This window comes from Duffyella sp. Ts4 (assembly GCF_051851875.1).
GTDB classification, from domain to species: domain Bacteria; phylum Pseudomonadota; class Gammaproteobacteria; order Enterobacterales; family Enterobacteriaceae; genus Duffyella; species Duffyella gerundensis.
In genome coordinates this window covers 238,156-253,805 of sequence record NZ_JBLYPN010000004.1, presented here as the reverse complement: position 1 = coordinate 253,805, position 15,650 = coordinate 238,156, and the positions used below count along the sequence as shown (strand labels likewise).

General features: G+C 52.1%; 15 protein-coding genes. All 15 read right to left on the bottom strand.

All coding sequences use genetic code 11. From position 1 onward, the window contains the following. Nucleotides 1-115 precede the first annotated feature (115 nt). A complete protein-coding gene (locus ACJY2L_RS09030) occupies nucleotides 116-1,990 on the bottom strand; it encodes a hypothetical protein (protein WP_439212488.1) in 1,875 nt (624 codons plus the stop codon). Between the two features lie 56 nt (nucleotides 1,991-2,046). Beyond that, the gene (locus ACJY2L_RS09025) at nucleotides 2,047-4,530 is read right to left on the bottom strand and encodes a host specificity factor TipJ family phage tail protein (RefSeq protein ID WP_439212489.1); all 2,484 of its coding nucleotides are present in this window, start codon (nucleotides 4,528-4,530) and stop codon (nucleotides 2,047-2,049) included. Between the two features lie 371 nt (nucleotides 4,531-4,901). Continuing rightward, nucleotides 4,902-5,372 carry a DUF1833 family protein gene (locus tag ACJY2L_RS09020; protein ID WP_187493357.1) on the bottom strand — a complete coding sequence of 157 codons (471 nt, stop codon included), beginning with the start codon at nucleotides 5,370-5,372 and terminating at the stop codon, nucleotides 4,902-4,904. Beyond that, complete coding sequence (locus ACJY2L_RS09015; protein ID WP_439212674.1) at nucleotides 5,372-5,872, bottom strand: hypothetical protein; 501 nt, start codon at nucleotides 5,870-5,872, stop codon at nucleotides 5,372-5,374. The genes ACJY2L_RS09020 and ACJY2L_RS09015 overlap by 1 nt, the downstream gene beginning before the upstream one ends. Next, complete coding sequence (locus ACJY2L_RS09010) at nucleotides 5,869-9,327, bottom strand: tape measure protein (protein ID WP_439212490.1); 3,459 nt, start codon at nucleotides 9,325-9,327, stop codon at nucleotides 5,869-5,871. Before ACJY2L_RS09010 ends, ACJY2L_RS09015 begins: the two co-directional genes overlap by 4 nt. A 39-nt stretch (nucleotides 9,328-9,366) precedes the next feature. Continuing rightward, the gene (locus tag ACJY2L_RS09005; RefSeq protein WP_439212491.1) at nucleotides 9,367-10,044 is read right to left on the bottom strand and encodes a DUF6246 family protein; all 678 of its coding nucleotides are present in this window, start codon (nucleotides 10,042-10,044) and stop codon (nucleotides 9,367-9,369) included. Between the two features lie 59 nt (nucleotides 10,045-10,103). After that, on the bottom strand, nucleotides 10,104-10,844 hold the full coding sequence (locus ACJY2L_RS09000) for an Ig-like domain-containing protein (protein WP_439212492.1): 741 nt from the start codon (nucleotides 10,842-10,844) through the stop codon (nucleotides 10,104-10,106). A gap of 25 nt (nucleotides 10,845-10,869) precedes the next feature. Next, nucleotides 10,870-11,253 (bottom strand): phage tail termination protein, encoded by a 384-nt coding sequence (locus ACJY2L_RS08995; protein WP_439212493.1) that lies wholly within the window; start codon nucleotides 11,251-11,253, stop codon nucleotides 10,870-10,872. Next, a complete protein-coding gene (locus tag ACJY2L_RS08990; protein WP_439212494.1) occupies nucleotides 11,250-11,618 on the bottom strand; it encodes an HK97 gp10 family phage protein in 369 nt (122 codons plus the stop codon). The genes ACJY2L_RS08995 and ACJY2L_RS08990 overlap by 4 nt, the downstream gene beginning before the upstream one ends. Before the next feature lie 2 nt (nucleotides 11,619-11,620). Continuing rightward, entirely contained in the window at nucleotides 11,621-11,968 is a 348-nt protein-coding gene (locus ACJY2L_RS08985; RefSeq protein ID WP_439212495.1) for a hypothetical protein, read from the bottom strand. A gap of 171 nt (nucleotides 11,969-12,139) precedes the next feature. Beyond that, nucleotides 12,140-12,517 (bottom strand): DUF7370 family protein, encoded by a 378-nt coding sequence (locus ACJY2L_RS08980; RefSeq protein WP_439212496.1) that lies wholly within the window; start codon nucleotides 12,515-12,517, stop codon nucleotides 12,140-12,142. A gap of 2 nt (nucleotides 12,518-12,519) precedes the next feature. Further along, nucleotides 12,520-12,888 carry a hypothetical protein gene (locus tag ACJY2L_RS08975; RefSeq protein WP_439212497.1) on the bottom strand — a complete coding sequence of 123 codons (369 nt, stop codon included), beginning with the start codon at nucleotides 12,886-12,888 and terminating at the stop codon, nucleotides 12,520-12,522. Between the two features lie 10 nt (nucleotides 12,889-12,898). Beyond that, nucleotides 12,899-13,969: a major capsid protein gene (locus ACJY2L_RS08970; RefSeq protein WP_439212498.1), complete on the bottom strand. Its 1,071-nt coding sequence runs from the start codon at nucleotides 13,967-13,969 to the stop codon at nucleotides 12,899-12,901. Nucleotides 13,970-13,980: 11 nt separating this feature from the next. Then, nucleotides 13,981-14,412 (bottom strand): hypothetical protein, encoded by a 432-nt coding sequence (locus ACJY2L_RS08965; RefSeq protein WP_439212675.1) that lies wholly within the window; start codon nucleotides 14,410-14,412, stop codon nucleotides 13,981-13,983. Nucleotides 14,413-14,415: 3 nt separating this feature from the next. Continuing rightward, nucleotides 14,416-15,612, bottom strand: coding sequence for a DUF2213 domain-containing protein (locus ACJY2L_RS08960; RefSeq protein WP_439212499.1), 1,197 nt, complete (start codon nucleotides 15,610-15,612; stop codon nucleotides 14,416-14,418). Nucleotides 15,613-15,650 lie beyond the last annotated feature (38 nt).

Here is a 15,650-nt window from a genome sequence, read left to right as displayed (position 1 = left end):
TCTATTTCAATGGCCTTTTCATTCTGGTGGTGGCCGTCTGGCTATGGGGCGAGTATGACTGGTACGCAGAGCGGAAAGGCATGTGACTCTTCCGCCCCAGGAATCCCTGCTTGGTTTAGCCAGCACCACCTATATAATGCGCAGCAAACTCTGTCCGCGATGCTGAGATCGTTCCGTCTCCTGTAGAAAGCGTAAGCTTAATGAACAACGCATCACCCGCCAGCACGTTCAATTCAGTATTCAGGCATCCAGCAACAGCTGTTGTCGTGTATGGAGGTATGACCTGATAACAAACATCTTCGTTAGCCACTCCCGCCCTCACTCTGACCAAGGTAAGATAAGCTGTGGCTCCAGCCGTCATACCTGTTATGTGTATTTTTGTACTGACGCCAACCCGACCAGCAATCCGGCAGTATTTATAACCCATAGTTGCAGCATTGGTTATATCAAGCGTTTTTTGAGGGTCGCGAGTGGTGAAATTAAATCCTATGCGCCCAGCATAATTACTAACCATATAACTATAAAGAGCGTTCCCGGTAAGCGTTGCCTCTGAGTGTGCCCAGAAGACATCGTTACGAGATGAATAACCATTCTGATCATAAAGGTCTGTAATGACGATACCTTCAGGGTTGCCACCTGAGCGGAAAAAAGCAAAGTTATTGTTGTTGTAGCAACCCACCACAAAGTTCGTGCCGGGCCCGTCGTTATAAATGCTCGCTTCGAAATTGCAGCCTACAAACTTTACCCCACGACATCTGTCTAGGCGTACTGCGCCCACAGTTTGGCTGTCCCCATAGATGCTGCATCCACTGAAGGTAAATCCTGCGGTCTGCGCCACCATGTTCACGTTGTACCGCGAATTATGGGCGATGGTCATGCCTACAACCTGTCCGTGAGTAGTATTTGTACCTACCTCCGGACAGGTGAAGCCTTCAGCATTGTCGACCAGCATTCCGCCAATAAACTGGCAGTTGCCGGCTGACGTGCGTGATCCGATCTCACAACCGGATGCTTTGAAGTTAATCCACCCTGTAAACTCGTTCATCAGGTTAGAACTGGTGGAATTGGCTACGTCTTCACGGCCAACAAAGCAAAAATATGCTGAGCAATTTGTCCAGGAACCTTTATTTCCACGAGGCGCCTCCCATGTGCCAACTGTATTCTGATAGAACGCACGGCCAGCAATTCCGGAAGCGGTTACAGCATCGACACGGTAATTCTGACATCCGCTTTCCAGAATACCGATTTGGCCTTTGTCGGTAATCCCACCCATACCAATCAGAGATAGACGGCCTTCAATGTTCCAGTCATCAACGTCTACCGCATAAATCATCGCGGAGGTTGTTGAAGTGCTTTTGATACGTGCGCCCTTACTGATGAACCTGGTGCCTGGCAGGATATTGATAGAACCGGAACTGACATTGTAATAACCCTGCAACATCACAGGCTTACCTGTAGCAATAGCCGCGTTAATCGCTACCCGGTCATCGTTAACGCCATCAGCGACGGCACCAAACATCTCCGGAGTAACAAAATACAACGCGTCTGCAAGAGTCCCAGATGGACTAATGCCTATAAGTTGAGACCCTGTCGCTTTATTCAATTGCGCTCTGAGCGAAGCATCACCCACAGAAATCCACTTTCCAACGTCTAAACCCCCTGAGTTCTGGGGTATAGACCCAGCAGCTACGACCTTTGGCAAAGCTCCATCCCACCGATAATATTCCCCATTACTTGTATCGCGCAGAACTTGGTTAGGCAACGTGATAGTTGCGCCAGCCTGGAATGAGTCAAGAGTAATATAGCCAAACTGAGATATAGCATATTGAGCCAGCCACCTTAGCCCCTCAATCGTATAATGTTTGCTTCCGAATCTATCAATATACTGCCGCTCTAAAGAAGTCACAAATTCGTCAATCTTACCGGCATTAAACTTAAGATCGCGAGGTGACTCACTTGGAACAGGCAGCTGAGTAGGTTGTGTGGCCATAATTTTTCCATAAAAAAAGCCAGCGCTTAGGCTGGCCTGATGTTAAGAGGATAGTATCAGGGATAAACCAAATCGTTATATTCAGCGAGGGTTAAAGCTGTTGTGCCATCGCTATTAGGTTGCTTTTCGCTTATCACCCACTGAGTGGCGTTAAGCTCCTCTATGGTTGCGATTACGTAACGGGAGGGAGACTGAACGTCATATCCGTCAAAGATGTTCAATGCCATCTGGGGGATAGCCGCAGTGAATCCAAATGCTGTGTCGGAACGAGGAGAAGCAGGATAGCGAGCAGATGAATTGCCCATGGAATCAGTAATGACGACATACATCGAGCCAGTAAAGCTTATTCGTTCGCTCGTTTCAAAGTCATTCCCACTGCGCGAAACAATATAGCCAGCCTGCTGATTGGTGTCGTATGTGTCAGGAACCTGAACCATATCTCCTACGTTAACCCACTCACCGTCTGCAAGGGCTGTAATAGCCATGCTCATCCGCGAATAAAGCAGCCGTCTGCACTCTTTCTGCGCCCGAAAATCTGCCTGAAAACCATCCCTCACATACATCATCTCGAACTTTTTAGCTTTGAGTGGCCGACCGGCTTCGATCTGATTGTTTCTCACCCGATAGCGTATATAAGCCTGCTTGTTGGTGGTCGGATTGCGGTACTGAACCTCAACGCCGTCATAGCCGCCCGGAAGCGTCATGTCGTAGCTTAAAGAGTACCCTGCATCAACAGTGTTGGATCGGTTGAAAACTGTTGCCGGCACAGTCCTTTTTGCGTCGAGCGTAAAAGACAGAACGCTGTCATCCCAGTAAACACTTACCCCAGCCGCATCGCATATGGTCTCCATTCTCTGTCCCAGCGACACATCCTCATCATCAAAGGTGTAGTCAAAATAGCTAAGCCGCTGGTCTCTGCCGTCGAGCTCTGCCTGTATCTGATAGAGTCCATGTATGTCGATTGAACTTTCAGGCTGCCCGCCAATAACAAGCCAGTTATACAGAGCAATGTCAGCAAAATTGCGCGACGCCCTCAGCGCGTAATCTACCTTCTGCATGCTCATGTTGTAAGTGATTACATGCCGGTTAATGAGGGCATTGTATTTCCTGTCTCGCGCACTGGTGGCGTTCTCTGTCTGCCTGACCGTTACGCGCACAAGCGTGTCGCCGAAATAGGTGACGTTGCTCCGCGTATTGACGCTATGAATTGCCTCAATCTTGAGCTTGCTGCTATCACTGCTGTTATCTGTGCGCTGGAACGTCACCGCATAGCGTCCATATCCTGCGGTAGGTGTTAGCTTATCTGTGCGATAGAATGTGTCAGATGTAGACTGGTGAGGCGTAGTTTGTCGATATAGGAGCGTCTGAGTTGTTCCCGGTACCTGGACATTATCATCATCGACTTTCCAGATCGTAACCTGCCAGTTGGTCTCGCTTTTACCACCCAATCCTGACTGCGTGTGCAGCCACAGCTGCGAGGATTGTACCGGTGAAAAGAAGGGGCCAATCGCCAGCGCCTGGTTGTCATTAAGGATGAACTTAGTCGTGTTGATTGTTGCGGTAGATATGTATGAGGCGTTTGATCCTTCAATGCTGTCGATCACAAAATTGTAGTAATAAATCGGGGCTGTAACGGACCCGTTAGATGTCTGCGTGGCCGATATGAGATTGCCTGATAACGTAAAATCCTCGGTCACATTTCCACTTGCGGTAGGGTATGTAACGTTAACTATGAACGACACCGCATGAGGAAGCGTGAGCCCCATGAAATAGTCAAAGCTTGCTTGCTTTACTATCTTCATGAGGATCTGACCGCCGGAGTAGCTTCCGCTTATCACAGTGCTGGCAGTGGCGCTCTCAATAGGGAAATCCTCTGACTCGTTCTTGCCGGGAACCTCTTGCCCGTCAACGTCATCGAACTGATAACCCTCATTTATCGTGCCAATTACATCACCTGGGTTATAGACGGTGAAAGACGCCCCCGCCATCGACCCAAGGTTACTTTCCGAATATCTGACTGAGCTGACAGTGTAAGTCCCAATGCCAAAGTTCATGAACTCGGTCAGGTATTTCAGATTGTCCGTATATTCAAAAAGAGACTCCTGAATCAGGTCAGGAAATGCCCTAATCAGTCCGTAATTGTCAGGCTTTGCCTCACCATTTCTGGCAAGGTTAGACTGTCCCTTCAGGCTGTTATTCGATGAAGTTTTGCTTTGCCCGATATCGCCTGTCCCAGGCTGCTTGATGAGCCCACTCATGATTTTCTGAGTAAACTTTATCGGGTTGAAGTGCTCGAGCGGGTTTAGGAGGGTTTTAGCCAGATCGCCTGATTTAGGCTGGTCGAAGATGATAACCCTGTCATCTTCTTGCAGGATGAAGCCGATCTCGTCATCGTCCCGAAGCTCGCGACCGTTAACGCTGATGCGTAGTTCGTTATGAAGATTCTGGTCCGCCAGCCACTCATTGAACGGCACCCCCGCTGGGGCTTTAACTCTCTCTTTCGGTAGCCCCGGAACACGCTGAATCTGGACGATTGGCATACTGATAGAACTCCACGCGCGTGAATAGTTTTTGTATTGTTCGGATGCTGTCTGAGTGCACATGCCCATTCTCTCCGCGACTGTGCAATGCGCGCCCGTCAAGAGTCAGTCCGACGTGAACAGGCTGGCTGCCGTACCAGGCAATAAAAATTCCGTTGTCACTGAAGATATCCGTTTGCCGCCAGTACACGACTTCGCCTGTAAAGCACGTCAGGAAGTCGGCGCCAGATTCGTAGTCAGGCTGATGATGAATCTCTACGCCCATCACATGGCGGTAGTAGAGAACTACCAGCGCCCAACAGTCCATAGCCTCAAAGGTACATGACCTGTCACGCCATGGGGCTCCTGTCACCCTCTCGATGAACTCAGCTTTAAGCATTCTGTAGCCCCGGAAATTCCTCTGGCGTATACAACCGGCCAACGTTGTTATTGAGAGGGTTTTTAAGCGTCAAAGTAACCGTGACATCGTTCTGATCCATGCTGACGTCGTTGACGTAGAGCGTCCACGGCTTGAGTGGCGTGTTCATATCCGCCGAATCAAAACGCTGATATGTGGCCGAAATTGGAGTGATGCGCGCATATCCTCGCCAGAGCTTTAGCTGTTGCTTAAAGTCCTGTGCGAGACGGCTGAATTTGACGCTGCAATCAATAACTGGCGTGCTGCTCTGCTGGCTTTCATTGATTTCCATGCGACATGGTGTGTAGATTTGGCCGGCAAACGTTTTGGGGAACACCTGCTTGTCTACCAGCCGGATATAGCCGAATGTCTGGTTATAAAACGTAAGCGTGTCGAACAGCACCCGGTTGGGCCGCTGGCTTTTGAACTCTCTGAAAGTCGGCATTAAGGCACCCTTGGTAATGATTCCTTATCCCGCCCGTCGGGATAACCAGTGACGACAATGTCCAGCCAGCTACCCCATGGCGGCGGAAGCTCAACCAGGATGTCGTCGAATTCGTCATCTGAGTTATTCAGTTCTCTGGCTATTACGCTGCCCGTCCAAGTGAACACAGGCCCGCTCTGGTTCCATGTTGGATAGGCGGTGAAATGAAGCTCCTGAACTTCCAGCCCTGAGTCGCCAGTCCCGGTCGATAGCCTCATGCTGAACCACTGATTGCCGTTATCCAGATAGTTAGGGCTGCGCAACCACTGGTAAAAGGCACGGTGCTGATCACGTGTGAATATCCATGTCAGGCTGAATGAGGATTTAAGGTCGTCAGTAAGCTTCTGGAAGATTGGCGCACCAACCTGTGGCTGGTCGGTGCGGAAACCCGTGTCGCTGGTGACGTTTTTATTAGACTTCTGAGCCAGCGGGAGCCAGTCAGGATAATCAATAGCCATTATTCTGTAGCCCTCGCTGATGCAGTTGTGTTGCGGGTAATTGCCTGACGAATCGGGCCACCTTGATTCAGATCGGCAACAATCACGTCAACGGTTATTCCGCCGCCGGTATTGTTTGCCTGAGCATCAACAGTCGCCGATGTGTAGTTCTGAATGTTGATAACGACACCACCGCCAGCCGCCGCGCCGCCGCCTGAACTAAGGTCTTTGTTGCTGATGACAGATCCGTTATCGCCAGGGATCATGTACTGCCTGCCGTTACCAGCTTGATAGATTTCAGGCATACCGCCCTCACCTACCTGATACATACCCCCCGCAGATACCGGGCCACCATTTTTGCGCTTACCAGATAACGCCGCGACCAGCCCAAACGATGCAAGAAGCGCAGCGCCGCCCACCACCGCTGCGGCACCAAATGAACCGATTGAGGCAACCAGAGCAGCAGGCAACCAGGCAGCCATTGTGGTGCCAGCTGCAGCGGTGCTTGCTGCGGTAGTGGTTGCAGTGCCAGCGACTGACGCTGCTGTGGTCGTTGCGATAGCCGTCTGCTGGGCAGCGGCACCCATTACTGATGATTTAACCCACTCTGCGCCCATCTGCACGAATGAGTTAATTAGGCTGTTTAGCGCATTGCTTGCCAGAGAATGAATGGCCTCGCCAGCATCCATGCTTCCTGTGACAATGCCTGTCAGCGCATTTGAGGCGTTACCTTGCAATGATTCAAAAGTAGCTGCCAATGCTGCATTTCCAGCATTTTGCTGACTGAACAAAGTCCACATGGCCGCAGTTCTTTGCTGCTCATATTGCGTATTGGCTGCATTTCGAAGGGCGAGACTTTGTTGCTCGGTAAGAACTTTTTGGTTCTCGAACTGCTGAATCAGCGCCAATTTTTGGGCATTCTCATTAGCCAGTTGCTGAACCGGATCAACTGCGCCGACTGCGGCCTGCTGTGGGGTGACAGCCTGCTCGGCGCGGATTTTTGCAAGGTTCGTCTGATGCTGCTGCTCCAGTTGTTCAGACGTCGCGTTGTATTGCTCCTGGCTGATTTTCTTCGCAGATATTGCAGCGCTCAGGTCGTCAACATCTTGCTTGTAACTCGCGTTTTCTTTAGCTTCTGGCAGTAACTTCTCAGCTGCAGCCTGCGCCCTAATGGCATTTCCAGTGTCCCATTTAGCTGCAGCGTACTTTCCTGCTAACGCAATGTCTTCCTTGGTGGCTGCGCTTCCGAGTGATTGCTGAGCCGTCAACATGGCCTGCTCACGGCTCATTTCTCTGGTTGATTCGGCAGCCAACTCTGACTGCTGCTTTAGATTTTGCAGCTTCTGTGCAACAGACTCAGCCTGCTTTTCTGCTCGCTTACCTTCAGCTATTCCGGCGCGAGCTTCCTTGTTGCGGTTCGCCTCTGCCTGCTGAAGGTCATATTGTGCTCCAGCAAGTTCGCCAGCCGTATTTATCTGGTTCTGGTTGCCACCTTTGGCGTTTGCCTCCATGCGAGCCTTAGTGACGGCCCGAAGGCGCTTGTCCGTAATGGCAAGTAAGGCGTTTTCAGATTCCAGATCCTTGTTATAGGCATCAGCCTGATCGCTGCGAGGCAACTGCAAGTTGGTGGAGTTAAATTTTTCCTTTGCTTTGCTAGCAAGGTCTATGGCGCTACCGAATTGATTCATCAAGGCTGAAGCAACTCCAGCCGCCTCACCATCACGTTTAAGCAGATCAATACCCTGCACAAAGGCACCATTCATCTGCGCGCGCAGAATGCCGGTCTTACTGACTGTCTGGCTCAGTTTATTTTGAGCTGTCTCGTTTTGCGCCAACAATTGCGTATGTTCGCTCTGCGCTTCAGTAAGCTGGGAAAGCGTTACCTTGTAGAGCAGGCTCCCTTCCTGAAGCGAGCTAAGGGTGCGGCGCAGGCGAGCCTGCTGAAGTTCGTTTGCTTCAATGGTGGATTGATTATCTTTTAGAGCGTCAGCCTGAGCGCTGATTGACTTGCTGGCATTATCAATCTCAGCAGCAAGCTGAACCTGACTCATGCTTTTCATTTTGGCAATTACGCTATCAAGCTTGTCAGCGAAATCGATGCTTTCCTGACGTGCCTGTTGCATCTTCTGATAGAAGTAGAAGATGCCTGCAGCCGCAATCACAGCTAGCCCTGCCGGGCCACCAATCAACGCCAGAGCGTTTTTAGCCAGGCCGCCAATCGTTGTCGTTGCAGCAGCGGAAGCCGCCGCCGATGCTCTGGTTGCCGCCGCCTCCACCAACTGCGCTTCTGCATATGCTGCTGAACGCTGTATTGCTACAGATTTAACTGCGATTAAATTTTCAAGCGCGAATGCCTCCGCCGCCGACCCTCTGGCAACGTTGTATTCAGTTTGTGCCAGAGCAAGGTTTGATAATGCCTGCTCCTTGTCCAGACCAGCCTTAAGCGCCGTCACGCGCGCGGCGTTAGCTGTAGCCGCTGCTGATTGAGCTATCGCTGCTGTCTGATTCTTCGCCGCCAGTGAATCATCAATGCGTGCTTTGGTTGCCAGAGCCAGCGCACCAACAAACCTGCCACCAAAGATAACGGCAGTCACCGCTATCGCATTTGCCACAATATCCAGATTCTGGCTGAGCGAAATCACTCCCTCATTAAAAACGCGAATTGATGTGGATACGCTGGAGCTTTCACCGACGAATTTGGTGATGTTGTTTGTGGCGATCGTGAACGCCTGCCCCATGGTAGTAACGGTATTAGCGAACTCTTTTGCAATTGCACCGCTTTGTTGCAGGAGGCCATTTACCACGACTTCTGTAGTCAGCTTTCCTTCTGCAGCCATTTTACGTAGCTGACCAATGGTGACACCCAATGAATCAGCAAGAGCGACCGCCAGGCGACTACCATTCTCAGAAATGGAGTTGAATTCCTCACCGCGCAGCACTCCAGATGCCAGCGCCTGAGAAAGCTGAGTCATTGTTGAACTTGCTTCTTCGGTAGTGGCTCCTGATACTGCCAATCCTTTGTTGATAGTCGAGGTCAGCGTGATTAGGTCTTTGGTGCTTGTGCCTGCGCTGCGGGTAGCGCGCTCAAGGCGCCCGTAAAGCGTGGCGGTCGCCTGCAAGCTGCTCATTGTATTCTGCGATATGTCGAAAACGCGCTGAGTAACCTGAGCAAGATCTTCATTGGCCCTTACGGAGTTTACTAGCTTGTTATTAACCGTTACCCACTCATTGCCATACTGAGCCACCTGCTGGACAGACAGCGCGGCCGCCAACCCTTTCGCCACACCGCTAAGGCTGGACATGGCGCCTTGCATAGAGGAAATAGAACGCTCTGTTCTGGTGACGCTGGCTTCCAGCCTGCCCATGCTGCCGCCCATGCCATTTAGCGCGGCATCTACTTCACGTCTGGCAGCAAGCAAGCGCGAGGTGTCCATGTCCACTTCATAAACGATGCTGCCTGCATTGGTTGAAGCTGCCATTCATTTCTCCAGACGTAAAAAAACCGCCGAAGCGGAAGGTTATTGTTTTGCTCTGGCCAGCTTTCTGGCCTTCTTCGCGATATAGTCATCTGCGACTGCGTCATATTCGTCACGCGTAAAGCCTTTTTGATCGGGATATTTCGCGTTAAGCATGATCTGAAACTCTGTCATGCTGAGCTGCTCCGCCTCTGTTCGGCTGATGCTGAAGTGATTGCGGGCGGCGCTAATGTAATCGAATGACCGGAACTCTGTAGTGGCCTGACTTGACTCGTGGCGCTGAAGTTGGCGCACTTTTGCCTTTCCGATGATGCCATGGGTGATGAGTGACTGGGCGATCAGCACCATATCAGCAACGTCCATCAGTCCCTTGCGATAGACGAATGTCCAGCGGCCGGACTTCCCCGGAATAATTTCTCCGGTTAGTCTGGAAACATCGCTTTCACTACAGGCTGACAGCACCGTCATGGCGGCCATAATTGCTGCCTTGTTGGTCTGCTTTCTGCCTGCGTGCTTAATTAGCCATGCTGGGATTGCACCGTATGCGTCAACTGCGCGCTGCAAAAGCGGCGTTACCTCATCGTTGTGCAGGTCATAAAACGCCTGAACAATCTCCTGCGGCTCGCCAATGCGTGACATTGCTGCGAATGAGGGCCGGAAGAAATAATCATTATCACCTACTGATATAAGGCACTCGCCAATCTCTTTTTGTGGGGTCATGGGATAATCCGGTAAGTGGCATTTTCGGGGCCACCAGGTGGAAGCCCCTGAAATGGCAATTAAGCGGTGATGGTTGCTGAGGTAGTGCCAGTAAAGCCGCCATCACTTGAGGTGAAAGTGATCGTTGCAGTACCCGCAGCGACACCAGTGACCAGGCCACTCGAACTGACCGTTGCTTTGGTCGCATCCGAGGTAGTCCATGTGCCGCCTTTATTGGTGGCATCAGCAGGAAGAACAGCGCCGGTCAACTGACGGGTTGCGCCTACAGCAAGAGAGGTAGTCGCTGGAGTTACGGTTACGCCAGTTACTGCAACGGCATCATCCGTATCAATAACCTGAATAGTGTCAGCCGCCGCCACCTTAAACTCTGTAGAAAAAGTGATGATGTCGTTAGTGCCACCGTCTGAGCTCAGGGCGTTGATCAGCATGTAGCCGATAAATGTCACCGGGCCAAACTCCATGCGCACCCACAAAGTAGGCTGTCGTGTCGCCTGGATTTCGGTGTTGAAATACTTAATCAGGCGGCCAACACCGTACTGATCCAGTTTGTCATTACGGCGTACCTCACCTTCAAACGAGATGGTAAAGTCAGCGTTGGTGACGATGTTCTCAACGTAGCCTTTAGTGTCATCAGCATCTGAAGTTACGCTGTTAGGCGAGAAGTCGAAGCCCTTTGACGTGCCGGCGGCTAGAGCTTTCCATTCAGACTCCTGCGGCACGGTGTCAGGGCAGCCATCGGCTACTTCGAGCACAATGGCCCGACCGAACAGCTTAGAGTTGTCGGTTTGGCAAATTGCCATAGTTCATTCCTCTTTGAATTTTCGGCTATTCGCCGTATTTGATTGCAAACTGGAGCCGATAGACCAGGCGGCCCTCAGCGGTCAGGACTGGGGCAGGAATGCCTCCAAGGTTTTCGATATAGCCGATACAGTTATTAGGAAGCGGATCAGACTGTACGCGCTGGATAATGGCTTGCACCGCTGCATCCGCAGCACCGTTACCACCCTTTGCGCCGATAACGTCAACCATCATGTAGTATTCGGCCCCGAGCTCATTGCGAATGCTGGAGCCACCGTTGGGTCGAAAGACCATGAAGCGATCGGACAGGTTGCCGCTGTCATTCCACATCAGTAGCTGCGTGGTGAATCCAGTGGTAAGCCCGGCATTGACAAAATAGTCACGCACACGCGTATGCATTGGAGGATTCAAAGCGACATCTCCCTTGCGATGGTTCTGTCGATAAGCTCTCGCTCATCTTCAAAGCCTTTGGTGAGAAACTCTTTCTGAGCGGTCGGGCGCCGAAAGTTCTGCGGAATAGACGGGTCATGCACGTAGGCTGCGTAATTGGCCGTGTAGCCAACTCTGCCGGTTATTCTGGTACCGTTAATCACTATCTCGCGGAACTGACTGTTTATCAGGTAAGAAGTATCAATTGGCGTATATATGGCCGCCTGAGACCCACCGATAATCATGGCGCTGGTTAATGCCCTGACAACCTTCCGATCCTGAATGTTATCAATGGCCCGGTTAACCTTTCGGGCTACCTGTTTAACGCCCTTCACTTTCACACCCATAATCAGGCTCCGGTAAGAATGGCGTAATCGTCAGTCAGGCGCTCAAAGGTGTCTGCATAGCGAATGGCCTGCATTACCTCGTCAGCACCGGCTGCGATTGGGTCAGGATTGGTTGATACGCCGATGAGCAGATAATCGCCTGTGTCAGCCAGCGCATACTCCGTCCACACCGTGTTCTTGACTACCTTCTCGCCGCCAATGTCACCGAGGCGTTTAGATAGGCCGCCCTGATAATCGCAGGCAATCACCAAAGGTGCTTCGAACACAGGATCGCCGTAATCATTGCTTGCACCAGAGCGCTTCCAGATCGTCGCCTTTGCCGTGTATGACCAGCTAGCCAGTGATGACATGCTATTTCCTCCAGCCCGTCACGGTGGGCTTCTGCGCGGCAATCCGAGGGCAGTTAATTACCCACTCGCCGCTGCTGTTCACATACCCCGTCGTTTCACGGCCATTAGATGTTTTAATCCATACCCGCTCGAATGGTTTGGGTAGCTGACAGCCTGTTGATACCCAAACCATCAGCAGCCTCCCACCACGTCAAAGAATCCGACCGACAAGCCAGAGAGCGGCAATCCACTCAGGCAGCCATTCGGGTCCCATGCCTGCAACTGACGGTAAAGATAATCAGTGCCGGCACTGTCGTAAGTGAAAGATCGTGAAGCGCCAGACGGCGCCGATTGTGACGATATTTTCCGGGCTCCGGACAGGGCGGCCATTCTCACCGCTGCGTAGATGAGCATCAGCTTCTGCAGGCTATCGGAGTAGCCCGCCCCGTCCATACATGCAGTAACCGGATTAATTTGGTCAATCAGCAGCTGAAGTACAGCATCAGGAACCGTGAAGCCCAGCTCAGCCATCAGCGGCTTTACGTCATCCAGCGTGATTTGGGCTGCCATGGTTACTTATCCTTTTTGATTGCTGCAGCCAGCGCTGCTTCAGCTTCGTCTGCGCGCTTGGTTTCAAGCGCCAGCGCATCGGCATGCTCTTTTTCTTTATTTGCTGCGGCATCCTGAAGCTGCTTAACCTGCTCCAGCGCATCGTTGAGCCGCGTCTGGAGAGCCGAGCTGTCTGCAGATACCGGAGCAGATGGAGTTGCCACCTCGAAGGTCAGCTTCTCGCCTTTCTTCTCGGTGGCCTTTTCGGCTTTACCCTGAGCAAGCCACTTTTCAGCGACCGACTCCTCTACGTCATAAACCTGACCGGCATCCAGTTTCTGGAAGCCGGCACCGGCAAAGAGGTTGGATACCAATACCTTTACGAGTGCCATGTTCTTTTCCTTAGCTTGAAGCGTGGATAACGGAATATTTGTTGTTGATGTCCTGCTTGACCATCAGGCCCATCGCACCCCAAGTGCGCCAGATGTAATCGCTGTTGTAGAATGGGCGCGGGTCGGCAACAGTGCCGATGGCCTGGCCTACCACAGGTGCGATAACGCCAGCGGTCAGGGGCACAATCAGGATTTCGTTACCTGACAAGCCTGCATCTTCTTTAATTGCTGCGATGCCAGACAGCTTCAGGAGCTCTTCCATAACGGTGCGGGTTGCGTTCACGTCGAAATAACGCTCAAGGTTCGACATGACCTCTGCCGACACGTACCACGTCTGCGGCGCATACTGGCTATTGGTTACGCGAACCACATCACGCAGGGCGATCGCATTGGTGCGCAGCGCTACCGGATCAGCGCTTGTTGCAAAGTTAAAGGTCAGAGTCACCTGAGCAACGCGCTCGTCAGCCTTCAGACCTTTCCAGGTCAGGCCGTCAAACTTAACGAAGTTGCCTTCTGAGTCGCGGAAGCCGTTGAACATGTAGTCAATGTACTGGCGCTGCACATCTTCAACAGAGCCGCTTTGCGCATCGGCCTGAGACTGGAGCGCTGACGGGCTGTTGAAGATTGGGTCACGCCAGGTGAACTTGAAGCCTGAGTCATGCACCGGAACCATGGTGCCGTCAAAGGTGTAGCTCTTCGCGTCCAGAGCCGCGCCAATCTGGCCGGACATGGATGTGTGCGCCCAGCCACGGCCACCGGTACGGGCGTAATCGTAGCGTGACTGTTCAATGCGCACTGAGCGAGATAGCGGCATCAGGTCATTCAGCAGCGTGAACTGAGTGGTTGGCTCGAACTGAGCCAGAACGGTGGTATCGAAAGCGCGATAGAGACGGCGGATATCGTCAACAGCATTGACGGCATCTAGGCGGCCAGCATCTTCACGAATGCCACGCACGCGGCCGAGGAAATCGGCTGCAGCCTGAGCACCCGCATTACGCGCCATTTGCAGTTCGGCAAACTGAGACTGGTTAACCTCAAGGTTTCCAGTGCGCTCGCCCAAAGAACGGGAAAATACAAACATTCAGGTGCTCCTTACTTGATCACGACGCGCAGCAGGTCACCTGCAGCAGCGGTAAATGCTTTGTCTTCTTCCACAAAGCAGCGAATGGACTCGTCACCGGCGTGAGCCTTGACCTGACCATTTGCAATTGAAAGCGGCTGGCCTTTTTTGTAGGTACCGGCCGCGGCGCGCACATTCAGGAACATGCCCTGCATTGGCTGAATGCCAACAACCAACTCGCCGACTGCAATGCTGTCATCAACGGTCATGCAGCGCAGGTAGTCGTAGTTAGCGACATACAGAATTGCCTGTTCATTGCCGTCTACAGAGGCGGTGAACTTACCCGTATCAAAGAAGCCGATAGTGCCCGGCTTAGTGGCTGCTGCCGCGGCACCTTCACGATTCAGGAGCGGATTAGGGAATACGCCGCCCGCGTGAATTACATGCTTTCCATCTTTAGCCATCATTTACTCCGGCATTTCGCTGAGGGTTTTGTCTGAGTTGACCTGACGGAAAGAACCGTTGAGGCCGGTGGTGGTCTGGCACTGTGCATACAGGCCATCCAGCGCAGCACCATCTAGGGCGTTGACAGCCAGATCGTCGAGGCCAAACTTCGCTTTCACGGCGCTACGTTTTTCGCCCTTTTCTTTGTCGGCGTTAACCGCCAGGCCGCTTTCAATGGTGGTCAGTTTGTCGGCAAACGGCTTGAACCATGCCGGAGCCTGATCGCTATTGGTGGCTGTTTCTTTGGCCTTTTTGTCAGCCTCTTCTTTCTCTTTCTTGGCCCTTTCATCAGCTGCAGTTTTCGCTGTAGCATCTTCGGCGGCCATTTGGTTGTAAGCATCCATCAGCTCAGCATCGGACTTACCTTCAACGTCGATACCTTTCGCTTTCAGCGCATTGGTGATGAGTTCTTTCATCGGGTTTGCTTCCTCTTTGACGGAATTGCTGTTGGCGCTGAAAAACGCCTTTAGCTGGTTGAAAAGTGTTTTAAGTGCGGGGTCTTGCGGTAAATCAGGATCTGGCGTCTCGGCTTCAGCCAGATTCACCACTTCCAGTTCCTGCTCGGAGCCATCGGAGTTGACGAAGATGCCTACGCCCTCCTCCGGCGTGCCGGCGCCAGCTTCATCAAGTAGCACGGCAACATGGTCAAACATCATGTTCGTCGCGATTTCGTTGTACTTCTTGCCCTTTGACTCGCCGTTGGCTGCGATGCCGGAATAAAGCAGACCGGTAGAGATGTGGATCGGCTCAACGTTGGCTTTAGCAGCCATTTCATCCAGGCGGTTAATCAGGCGCTTCCCGTTGTCGCTAGCTTCGGCATAGCGGCGGTCAACGTACATGTCACCTACGACCTTGCCGTCAACGTGCGTCACGTTCTGCAGCCATGCGCCGACGTGATAGTTGTTCACCGCGCGGACATCGCGAGCCGATACGTGTTTGCCATCCACTTTAGGGTGACCGAACGGCATTGGATTTCGCTCAAGCGTGTTAAACGCCTTTTCAATTTCTGCTGCCGGGTACAACTTCCGGTTCATCACGATATCGTCGACAACAGGCGTGATGCCGCGAACCACGATGTGTGGTTTGCCGTCGATGGTTTCAGTGGTGATGTTTGAAGCGGAGTTGACGACGGTCAGCACGTTAACGCGATTGCGCTTCATGCTTCGACCTCATAGCTAGATTTTTGGCAATAAAAAAC

What these genes read in the sequence shown, in the direction of transcription:
- ACJY2L_RS09010 (WP_439212490.1), bottom strand. Translation starts at nt 9,327, where the DNA reads ATGGCAGCTTCAACCAATGCAGGCAGCATCGTTTATGAAGTGGACATG.
- ACJY2L_RS09020 (WP_187493357.1), bottom strand. Translation starts at nt 5,372, where the DNA reads ATGCCGACTTTCAGAGAGTTCAAAAGCCAGCGGCCCAACCGGGTGCTG.
- ACJY2L_RS09025 (WP_439212489.1), bottom strand. Translation starts at nt 4,530, where the DNA reads ATGCCAATCGTCCAGATTCAGCGTGTTCCGGGGCTACCGAAAGAGAGA.
- ACJY2L_RS08960 (WP_439212499.1), bottom strand. Translation starts at nt 15,612, where the DNA reads ATGAAGCGCAATCGCGTTAACGTGCTGACCGTCGTCAACTCCGCTTCA.
- ACJY2L_RS08975 (WP_439212497.1), bottom strand. Translation starts at nt 12,888, where the DNA reads ATGGCACTCGTAAAGGTATTGGTATCCAACCTCTTTGCCGGTGCCGGC.
- ACJY2L_RS09005 (WP_439212491.1), bottom strand. Translation starts at nt 10,044, where the DNA reads ATGACCCCACAAAAAGAGATTGGCGAGTGCCTTATATCAGTAGGTGAT.
- ACJY2L_RS09030 (WP_439212488.1), bottom strand. Translation starts at nt 1,990, where the DNA reads ATGGCCACACAACCTACTCAGCTGCCTGTTCCAAGTGAGTCACCTCGC.
- ACJY2L_RS08985 (WP_439212495.1), bottom strand. Translation starts at nt 11,968, where the DNA reads ATGTCATCACTGGCTAGCTGGTCATACACGGCAAAGGCGACGATCTGG.
- ACJY2L_RS09000 (WP_439212492.1), bottom strand. Translation starts at nt 10,844, where the DNA reads ATGGCAATTTGCCAAACCGACAACTCTAAGCTGTTCGGTCGGGCCATT.
- ACJY2L_RS08965 (WP_439212675.1), bottom strand. Translation starts at nt 14,412, where the DNA reads ATGGCTAAAGATGGAAAGCATGTAATTCACGCGGGCGGCGTATTCCCT.
- ACJY2L_RS08970 (WP_439212498.1), bottom strand. Translation starts at nt 13,969, where the DNA reads ATGTTTGTATTTTCCCGTTCTTTGGGCGAGCGCACTGGAAACCTTGAG.
- ACJY2L_RS08980 (WP_439212496.1), bottom strand. Translation starts at nt 12,517, where the DNA reads ATGGCAGCCCAAATCACGCTGGATGACGTAAAGCCGCTGATGGCTGAG.
- ACJY2L_RS08990 (WP_439212494.1), bottom strand. Translation starts at nt 11,618, where the DNA reads ATGGGTGTGAAAGTGAAGGGCGTTAAACAGGTAGCCCGAAAGGTTAAC.